Source organism: Streptomyces sp. NRRL S-920, assembly GCF_000717945.1.
GTDB classification, from domain to species: domain Bacteria; phylum Actinomycetota; class Actinomycetes; order Streptomycetales; family Streptomycetaceae; genus Streptomyces; species Streptomyces alboniger.
The window spans coordinates 1-10,797 of record NZ_JODF01000107.1 but is presented as its reverse complement, the minus strand read 5'-3'; the positions used below and the strand labels follow the sequence as shown (position 1 = coordinate 10,797).

3 protein-coding genes and 1 pseudogene are annotated in these 10,797 nt (G+C 71.5%); all 4 read left to right on the top strand.

Annotated features, from left to right (window positions below; translation table 11 throughout):
- Positions 1 to 14 precede the first annotated feature (14 nt).
- Positions 15 to 515, top strand: a pseudogene (locus tag IG54_RS43360) (AMP-binding protein); the annotation flags it as partial.
- 22 nt (positions 516 to 537) lie between these two features.
- Entirely contained in the window at positions 538 to 1,203 is a 666-nt protein-coding gene (locus IG54_RS43355) for a phosphopantetheine-binding protein (protein WP_030795275.1), read from the top strand.
- 11 nt (positions 1,204 to 1,214) lie between these two features.
- Positions 1,215 to 8,978 (top strand): non-ribosomal peptide synthetase, encoded by a 7,764-nt coding sequence (locus IG54_RS0136550; protein WP_030795270.1) that lies wholly within the window; start codon positions 1,215 to 1,217, stop codon positions 8,976 to 8,978.
- 4 nt (positions 8,979 to 8,982) lie between these two features.
- The coding region (locus IG54_RS0136545; RefSeq protein ID WP_037898421.1) for a condensation domain-containing protein at positions 8,983 to 10,797 on the top strand (1,815 nt) is incomplete at its 3' end.

Below are 10,797 nucleotides of genomic sequence, written 5' to 3'. Positions count from 1 at the left end.
CGCACCGTTCGATCATGAACCGGATCCGGTGGGGGTTGTCGCATGTCGCGGTGACGGCCGAGGACCGGATGCTGTTGAGCACCACCGCCGGTTTCGACGTATCCGTGCCGGAGTTGTTTGCCTTGTTGCAGGTGGGTGGGGCGGTGGTGGTGGCGCGGCCGGACGGGCGGCGGGATCCGGCGTATCTGGCGGAGTTGATCCGGCGCGAGGGGGTCACGGGCGCGGACTTCGTGCCCTCGCTGTTGGAGGCGTTCGTGGCCGAGCCGGCGGCGGGGCAGTGCGGCAGCCTGCGGTGGATCGAGGTCGCCGGTGAGGCGTTCCCTCCCGCGCTGGCCAACAGTGTCGTCGAACTGCTGCCCGGGTGCGAGGTCCACAACCTCTACGGCCCCACCGAGGCCTCCGTCGAAGTCACGGCCTGGCAGCACGTACCCGGCGCCGACCGGGTGCCCATCGGCAGGCCCATCTGGAACACCCAGGTCTACGTCCTGGACGCGGCACTGTCCCCCGTCGCCCCCGGCGTCCTCGGCGAGCTGTATCTTGCGGGAACGGGGCTCGCCCGGGGCTACCTCGGGCAGCGGCCAGGTCGAGTACATCGGGCGGACCGACTTCCAGGTCAAACTCCGCGGCCAGCGCATCGAGTTGAGCGAGATCGAACAGGTGCTGACCGGACACCCGGACGTCGCGCAGGCCGCCGTCATCGTGCGCGAGAACGAACACGGCGACAAGCGCCTGGTCGCCTACGTGGTGCCCGGCGGCGAGGCGGGCCCCGATGGGCTCGACATCGCGACCCTGACGGAACTGCTCGGGAAGAGCCTGCCGGAATACATGATCCCTTCGGCGATCATGCCGATCGCCGAACTCCCCACCACGGCCAGCGGAAAACTCGACCGGGCGGCCCTCCCCGACCCCGATCGGACGTCCGCGGCGGCCGGACGCGGACCGCGCGACCACGACGAAGAAGTCCTCTGCCGGATGTTCGCCGAACTGCTCGGGGTCGAGCAGGTCGGCATCGACATCGACTTCTTCGCCCACGGCGGGCATTCCCTGCTGGCCACCCGGCTGGTCGGCCGGATCCGCAACGAGTTCGACGTCGACGTGAAGGTCACGACGATCTTCCGCCACCCGACCGTCGCCGAATTGGCGGGCCGACTGGCCGAGCTGGCCACATCGACCCGCCCCCGGGTGCGGCAGATGACCGTATAGGAGAAGCGTCGATGATTCCGTTGTCCTTCGCCCAGCGCCGGCTGTGGTTCCTCCACCGCCTGGAAGGCCCGTCGGCCACCTACAACATCCCGTTCGTCCTGCGCGTCGAGGGGCAGCTGGACACCGCGGCGCTGGCCGCGGCGGTGCACGACGTCGCGACCCGGCACGAGAGCCTGCGCACCCTGATCCTGGAGAACACCGACGGCACGCCCGAACAGCGCGTCCTGCCGCCGGAAGAGGCACGCTTTTCCCTCCCGGTCGTCGACGTGGCCGCGAACGCGCTCGACGCCGCGATGGACGACGCCGTCGACGCGGCGTTCGACCTGGGCGCGGACCTTCCCCTGCGCGCGACCGTGCTGCGGACCGCTCCGCACGAGCACGTGGTGGTGTTCGTCTTCCACCACATCGCCGCGGACGGCGCGTCGATGGCGCCGTTCCTGCGGGACCTGCTGGCGGCGTTCGCGGCTCGACGGCAGGGGGAGGCGCCCGCGTGGGAGCCGCTGCCGGTCCAGTACAAGGACTACACGCTGTGGCAGCGGCAGATGCTGGGCGAGGAGACCGACCCGGACAGCGTCGTGGCGGAACAACTTGCCTACTGGCGTGAACAGTTGGCCGGTGCTCCACAGCCCGTACAGCTGCCCCTCGATCGGCCCCGGCCCACGTCGCCCAGCCGCCGCGGAGGCCATGTCGACGTCGAACTCGAACCGGAACTCGTCGCCGCGATCGGCAAACTGGCCGCCGACCACGGCGCGACGGCACCCATGGTCGCCCAGGCCGCGCTCGCCGTGCTGCTGCACCATCTCGGCGCCGGCAACGACCTGACCATCGGCAGCCCCATCGAGGGACGCGCCGACGAGCAGCTCGAGGAACTGATCGGGTTCTTCGCCAACACCTGGGTGCTGCGCGCCGACCTGTCGCACAACCCGACGTTCGGCGGTCTGCTGGAACAGGTCCGGGAACGCGCCCTGGGCGCCTACGACCACCAGGACATCCCCTTCGAGCACCTGGTCGAACTGCTCAACCCCGACCGCAGCACCGCCTACCAGCCACTGTTCCAGGTGATGCTGGCCTGGCAGTTCGGGTGGTCGCGTTTGGAGGTGCCGGGGCTGCGCGTCACCCCGGTGCCGCTGGGCACCAGGACCGCGAAGTTCGACCTGTTCTTCAACATCGTCCCCGACCCGTCCGGGCACGCCTACCTACGCCTCGAATACGCGACCGACCTCTTTGACCACACCACGGCGGAAGGACTCGTCGACCGCTTCGGGCGCGTGCTGCGGCAGGTCGCCGCCGACCCCGGGACACGGATCGGCACGGTCGACGTCCTCAGTGCCGCCGAGCGGGACCGGCTGACACGGCTCAACGACACGGCCACGCCGCTGCGGCCGGCGACGGTCCCGGAGCTGGTGGCCGCCCAGGCCGGGCGCACACCGGGGGCGACCGCCGTGGTGTCGGGCCCCACCCGGCTGTCGTACGAAGAGCTGGAAACCCGCGCGGGACGCCTCGCCGCGATCCTGCGCGACCGCGGAGTCGGCCCGGACACCCTCGTGGCCGTGGCCCTGCCGCGCACGGCGGAGCTGGCCATCGCCATCCTGGGCGTACTCAAGGCCGGCGGCGCCTACCTCCCGATCGACCCCGGTCACCCGTCCGCACGCGTCGATCTCCTCCTCGGCGCTGCCGGTCCCGCGCTGGTGCTCACCGACCACGGCACGGCTCGGACCGTGGCCGGGGCCGGGTCCCCGGTCCTGCACCTCGACGACCTCGCACTGGACCTCGACGGCCCCGTCGCGGAGGCGTCCGAGGCGGGGGCCGGGCCGGACCATCTCGCCTACGTGATGTTCACCTCCGGCTCCACCGGAACGCCCAAGGGCGTCGCCATCACCCACGCCGGTGTGGTCAACGGCGTCCAGGACCTGCGGCGGCGCACCCAGGTCGACGCGGGCTCCCGGATGCTCGCCGCGACCTCGGTCAACTTCGACGTCTCCGTGTTCGAGATGTTCACCGCGCTGACGTCCGGGGCGAGCATCGAGATCGTCCGGGACGTCCTCGAACTCGCCGAACGCGACAGCTGGTCGGGCGCCACGATCAGCGCCGTTCCCGCCGTGTTCTCCGCACTCCTCGACCGGATCGCCGACGACGGCACCGACGGCCCCGTCATCGATGTGGACACCGTGGTGTTCGCGGGCGAGACACTCTCCTGCGACCTGGTGCGCAAGGTGCACGAGGTCCTCCCCGGCACCCGTGTCATGAACGCCTACGGGCAGACCGAGAGCTTCTACGCGTCCACGTTCACGGTGCCGCGGGACTGGCACGGGACCGGAGCGGTGCCGATCGGTGACCCGCTGGCCAATATGCGCGCCCACGTCCTGGGCCCGGAGCTGGCACCGGTCCCGGCGGGCGTGGTCGGTGAGCTGTACGTGTCCGGCCAGATCGCGCGCGGCTACCACCGCGATGGCGCCACCACCGCGGAGCGCTTCGTCGCCTGTCCCTTCGGCCCTCCCGGCACCCGGATGTACCGCACTGGTGACCTGGCCCGGTGGGACGCCGACGGCCGCCTGACGTACGCGGGACGGGCCGACCACCAGATCAAGGTGAACGGCATCCGGGTCGAGCCGACCGAGATCGAGGCGGTACTCGGCGGGCACCCCGCGGTGGGCCGCGCCGTCGTCACCGTCCACGAGGACCACACCGGCGGCGCACGGCTCGTCGGCTACGTCACGCAGACGGCCGGTGACGGCGACATCAACGCCACCGTCTCGGTGCCGGAACTGCGACGGTTCGCCCTGAAGCGGCTGCCGGAATACATGGTGCCCGCCCACCTGATGGTGCTCGACCGGCTGCCGCTGACGGCGAACGGCAAACTGGACCGGGAGGCCCTGCCGGAGCCGGAGTTCTCCGGAGCGCGCTACCGGGCGCCGCGCACTGACGTGGAGCGGACCCTCGCCGAGGTGTACGCCGATGTGCTCGACGCCCAACAGGTGGGCATCGACGACGAGTTCTTCGCCGTCGGCGGGGACAGCATCCGCTCCATCCAGGTCGTCGCCCGGGCCAGGAACCGCGGGATCACCCTCAGCACGCGGGAGATCTTCGAGCACCGTACGGTCGCGCGGCTGGCGGAACTGGTCGAAGGGCGGGACGACGGCGCGCGCGTGACGCTGGACGAGCTGCCCGGCGGCGGCGTCGGCTGGGCCCCGCTCCCGCCGACCGCGGCGCACGTCCTGTCGCTGGGCGGCGGCATCGGACGGTTCTGCATGTCCGCCCTGCTGTCCTTGCCCGCGGACATGAACCGTGCGGATCTCGTCGCGACCCTCCAGAGCGTCCTCGACCGGCACGACATCCTCCGTGCCCGCCTCGACCGAGAACGCCCGGGGCTGCGGATCGCACCCGTCGGCAGCCTCGACGCCGACACGCTGGTACGGGAACTGCCCCGCGAGGGCGCCGATGTACGGGCCGAGCTGGAGGCCGCCGCGGGCCGGCTGGATCCGGAAGCCGGTGTCATGGTGCAGTGCGTGCGGTTCACCTCCGCCACGGACGGGGACCGTCTGCTGCTCGTGCTGCACCACTTGGTCGTCGACGGAGTCTCGTGGCGGATCCTCGTCCCGGACCTGGCGGCCGCGTGGCGGCGGATCCGCGCGGGGCGTCCGCCGACGGCGGCCGTGGCCGGCACGTCGTTCCGCCGGTGGGCGCACGCCCTGGCCGAGCAGGCGGCCGCGCCCGGGCGGGTGGCGGAACTACCGGTGTGGCAGGAGATCCTGCGCGCGGAGGAACCGGTGCTCGGCGCACGGGAACTCGACCGGGCGCGTGATGTCGCCGCCACGGTGGACACCGTGCGCGTCGCGGTGCCGACCGACGTGACGGAGACCTTGCTGAGCGAACTGCCCCGGGTGTTCCGCGGCGGTGTCGACGACGGACTGCTGGCCGCGCTGGCCCTGGCCCTGACACGGTGGCGTCAGGAGCGGGGGGTGCCGGGCACGTCGTCCCTGGTCCGGCTGGAAGGGCACGGACGGGAAGAGCACGTGGTGCCCGGCGCGGACCTGTCGAGCACGGTCGGATGGTTCACCGCGATGTTCCCGGTGCGGCTGGACCTGACCGGCATCGACATCGCGGACGCCTTCGCCGGCGGCCCGGCGGCCGGCCGGGCCGTCAAGGCCGTCAAGGAGCAGCTGCGTGCCGTGCCGGACCACGGACTCGGCTACGGCCTGCTGCGCCACCTCAATCCCGACACCGCCGCGCGGCTGGCGGGGCAACGGGAACCGCAGATCGGCTTCAACTACCTCGGCAGGAGCACCCGTGCCGACCTGCCCGCGGAACTCCGCAGCCAGGGCTGGGCCGCCGACACCACGGACCCGGAGCTGATCGCCGCACCGGACCGGGACATGCCCGTGCTGTCGGCACTGGAGATCAACGCGGTGGCGCTCACCACCTCCGAGGGTGACGAGCTGACCGCCCACTTCCAGTTCCCGACCGGTGTGCTCGACCGCGACCAGGTGAGCGAGCTGGCCGCGCTGTGGGTGCGGGCACTGACCGCGCTGGCCCGGCACGTCACGACCTCCGACGCCGGCGGACTGACCCCCGGCGACGCACCGCTCGTGTCCGTACGGCAGGAGGAGATCGACACCTGGGAGGCGGCCCTCGGCAAGCTGACCCACGTGTGGCCGATGACCCCGGCGCAGTCCGGGATCCTGTTCCACTCCAGGATGGCCGGGACCTCATACGACCCGTACCACATCCAGATGGTGTTCCGGCTGTCCAGGCGGGTCGACCCGGAGCGGATACACCGGGCGGGCCAGGCACTCCTCGACCGTCATGCGGGCCTCCGGGCGGCATTCATCAACCGGGCCGACGGAGACGTCGTGCAGGTCGTGCCCGAGACGGTGACCCTGCCCTGGCGGTACCTCGACCTGAGCGCGGCCGACGCGACGGAGCGTACGGAGACGTTCGAGCGCTTCCTCGTACAGGACCGGGCCGACCACTTCGACCCGGGCGCCCCACCGCTCTTCCGGCTCGCCCTGGCCGACTTCGACGCCCAGCACGCCGAACTCGTGCTGACCGCCCACCACATGCTCTTCGACGGCTGGTCCACCCCCCTGCTGATCCGGGACCTGCTCCTGCTCTACGCCTCCGGCGGGAACCCGGCAGAGCTGCCACAGGCCGGCGACTACGGCCGGTTCCTCGACTGGCTCACCCGGCAGGACCAGAGCGAGGCCGCGCGTGTGTGGGCGGCCGAGCTGGAGGGACTGGAGGGGCCCACCCTGATCGCTCCCGAAGCGCCCGGCGTGACCGGCAGCGGCCGGGAGCAGGTCGACATCACGCTGTCGGCCGACGAGGCCCGCGATCTCAAGCGGCGGGCCGCCGAGGCAGGCATCACCGTCAACAGCCTGGTCCAGGGCGCCTGGGCGCTGCTGCTCGGCCGGCTCACCGGCCGCCGGGACGTCGTCTTCGGCGCCACGGTCTCCGGGCGTCCGCCCGCGGTGGCGGACGTCGAATCGATGGTCGGGATGTTCCTCAACACCGTTCCCGTACGCGTCGGTTACGCACCCGGCGACACCGTGGCCGAGGTCCTGACCCGGTTGCAGCGCCGACAGGCCGCCCTCGCGGAGTACCACCACCACGGGCTGGCCGAGATCCAGCAGGCCACCGGCCTCCAGTCGCTCTTCGACACGCTGGTGGTCTTCGAGTCCTACCCCATCGACCGCGAGGGGCTCAGCGCCGCGAGCGAGGCCGCGGACGGCGTCACCATCACCGGGTTCCGGCCCTTCGCGGGCAACAACTACCCGCTGTGCCTGGCCGCGGCGATCGGATCACACCTCGAACTCGTCCTCCAGTACACGCCGGGGGTCATCGACGGCGACACGGCGGAGCGGTTCGCCGCCCAGCTTGTGAGGATCCTGCGGCAGCTGGCGCGGGGACTGGACCTCAAGGTCGCGCAGCTCGACATCCTGGAGCCGGCCGAGCGCGCGTGGATGCTGGCCGGATGCGGCGAACGGACCGCCCCGACCACGGACGCCACCCTCACCGGGCTCTTCGAGGCACACGTCGCGCGGACCCCCGACGCGGTCGCCGTCGTCGCCGGGGACGAGTCCCTCACGTACGCGCAGGCCGACGCCCGGGCGGAACGGCTCGCGGCCGAGCTGGTCGCCCGCGGAGTGGGGCCAGAGACCGTGGTGGGTGTGGTGCTGCCCCGCACCACCACCATGGTCGTGGCCCTCCTCGGCGTGCTCAAGGCGGGCGGCGCCTATCTGCCGGTGGACCCCTCCTTCGCCCGCAGCCGCCTACCGCACATCCTCCCCGGCGCCCGGCCCCACCTCGTGCTCGTGGACCGCACCACCCACGACCTCGTTCCCGCCACGGACATCCCGGTCCTCGTCCTCGACGACCCGGACCCGCGCCCCACCCCGTCGGGTGCCGCGCGGGAGTCCTCCGCCCGGCCGGTCGCCGGCCCCGACAACCTCGCCTTCGTCGTCTACACCTCCGGTTCCACCGGAGTCCCCAAGGGCGTGGGCATCACGCACGTCACCGTCGTCAATGCCGTCGCCACCCTCGTCGCGCACGCCGGTATGACCACCGGTCAGCGTGTCCTGCTCGCCGCCTCGTTCGGCTTCGACGTCGCCACCTTCGAACTGTTCGCCGCGCTCACCACCGGAGGCAGCGCCGAGATCGTGCGCGACGTGCTGGAGCTGGCCGACCGGGACACCTGGGACGTCGACGTCGTCTGCTCGGTGCCGTCGGCCTTCGCGGAACTCGTCGACCAGCTCGCCGGTCGGATCAAACCGACCGCGCTGAACATCTCCGGCGAGGTGCTCACTCCCGCGCTCGCCGAGCGGGTGCGCACGCTCTGGCCGGACGCCCGCGTCATCAACAGCTACGGCCCCAGCGAGACCTTCTACGCGACCGCGCACCTGCTGCGCCCGGAGCGGCCCTACGCCACCGATGTGCCCATCGGCCGGCCCTTCCCCGGAGTACGGGCCTACATCCTCGGGCCCGATCTGGCCCTGCTGCCCCCGGGCACACCGGGCGAGCTGTACCTCGCCGGGGCCGGGCGGGGCTATCAGGGGCGGGCCGCGATGACCGCCGACCGCTTCGTCGCCGATCCCTACGGCCCGCCCGGCTCGCGCATGTACCGCACCGGTGACCTGGCCAGCCTCTCGCGCGACGGCGAGCTGCACCACCTCGGCCGTATCGACACCCAGGTCAAGATCCGCGGATACCGCGTCGAACCCGGAGAGGTGGAGGCCGCCCTGACGGACCACCCCCGCGTCGCCCAGGCCGCCGTCGTGGCCCGGCAGAGCGGCGGCGCCCGCTATCTCGCCGCGTACCTCGTGCCCGCCCAGGACGAGACCGCTCCGGACCTGGCCGAACTCCGTGACCACCTGGCGCAGCGGCTGCCCGACTACATGGTCCCCGCGGCCTGCATGGCGCTCGACCGGCTGCCCCTGTCGCCCAACGGCAAGCTCGACCACGCTGCCCTGCCCGTGCCGGACTTCACTCCCACCACACCCTTCCGGGCGCCCCGCACCCCCCGTGAGAAGGCCCTGGCCGCGCTGTTCGCCGAGGTTCTCGGCGTGCACCGGGTGGGCGCCGACGACGGGTTCTTCGTACTCGGCGGACACTCCCTGCTCGCCACCCGCCTGATCACCCGCGCTCGCGCCGAGCTGGGGATCGAGATTCCCATTCGCAAGATCTTCGACCTGCCGACCGTGTCCGCGCTCGCCGCGTGGTCGGAGAAGTCGGACATTCCCGTTCGCCCCCGTATGCGCAAGATGACTGTAGAGGAGTGACCCAGTGATACCCCTGTCGTACGCACAACGCCGCATGTGGGTGAATCACCAACTGGAGGGCGGGGCGGAGACCTACAACATCACCCCGACGTTCCGGCTGACCGGGCCACTGGACCACGCCGCTCTCACCGCGGCGATCGGGGACGTCGTCAACCGGCACGAGATCCTGCGCACCACCTATGTGACGGACGCCGACGACGAGCCCCACCAGCGGATCCACCCGGCGGCTGAGGCGTTGGTGCCGGTGCCGGTGGTCGATGTGGCCCCCGAGAACCTGACCGCCGCGGTGGACGAGGCCATCGCGCACCACTTCGACCTGGCGGCCGAACTCCCGTTGCGCGTCATCCTGTTCCGCTGCTCTCCCGAGGAACACTTCCTGGTCCTGGTGATCCACCACATCGCCACGGACGGCGTCTCCGGAGCCCCGCTCGCCCGGGACCTGACCGCCGCGTACGCCGCCCGGCTCGACGGCCGGGCACCGGAGTGGGAACCGCTGGCCGTGCAGTACAAGGACTACGCGCTGTGGCAGCGCGAGCTGCTCGGTGACGTGACGGACCCGGACAGCCTCGCCGCACGCCAGGCCGCCTACTGGCGTGCGGAGCTGGACGGTGTGCCCCAGCCGCTGACGCTGCCGCTCGACCGCCCGCGCCCCGCGGAACGGAGCCGGCACGGCGACAAGGTCGACATCGTCGTGGCACCCCAGGTCGCCGCCCGTCTCCAGGCGCTGGCCGACGAGCGCGGCATGACCATGGCCATGGTCATGCAGGCCGCGCTCGCGGTGCTGCTGCGCAAGCTCGGCGCCGAGGAGGACGTGACGATCGGCAACCCGATCGCCGGACGGACCGACGAGGCGCTCGCCGACCTGATCGGCTTCTTCGTCAACACCCAAGTGCTCCGGACGAACCTCTCCGGAGATCCGTCGTTCGACGACCTGCTCGCGCAGGTGCGCGACAAGACACTGGCGGCCTACGAACACCAGGACGTGCCCTTCGAGTTGCTGGTCGAGCTGATCAACCCCGATCGCTCCGCGTCCTACCTGCCGCTGTTCCAGGTGGTGTTCGCCTGGCAGAACTTCGCGAAGCAGGAACTCGAGTTCCGCGGGCTCAAGGCGGAGTTCGAGCAGCACATCGCGTCGACCTCCATGTTCGACCTGTTCTTCAGCGTGGCCCTGGACGAGGCCGGCGCGGTACGCGGCGACCTCGTGTACGCGACCCAGCTGTTCGACCGGGACACGGCCGAGGCCATCGCCGCCCAGTACACGCGCGTGCTGGAGCAGTTGGCGGTGGATCCGTCGTTGGCGGTGAGTGGGGTCGATGTGCTGGGGGCCGAGGAGCGGGTGCGTTTGGTGGGGGAGGTCAATGACACGGCGCGTGTCGTGGAGTGGGTTTCGTTGCCGGATGCGTTCGAGGCGCAGGTGGTGCGGACGCCCGAGCGGGTGGCGGTGGTGGGTGAGTATGAGTCGTTGACGTATGGGGAGTTCAATGCGCGGGCCAATCGGCTGGCGCATTGGCTGCTGGAGCGGGGTGCGGGGCCCGAGCGGGTGGTCGGGGTGCGGATTCCGCGGTCGGTGGACATGATGGTGGCGATTTATGCGGTGGTGAAGGCGGGGGCGGCGTATCTGCCGTTGGAAACGGGGCTGCCGGAGGAGCGGTTGCGGCAGATGACGGAGGGTGCCCGGCCGTTGCTGGTGCTGGGTGAGGATCTTCCGGATACGGCGGGGTATCCGGTGACCGATCCCGAACGGATGTTGTGGCCGGACAGCGCGGCGTATGTGATGTATACGTCTGGTTCGACGGGTGGGCCCAAGGGTGTGCTGGTG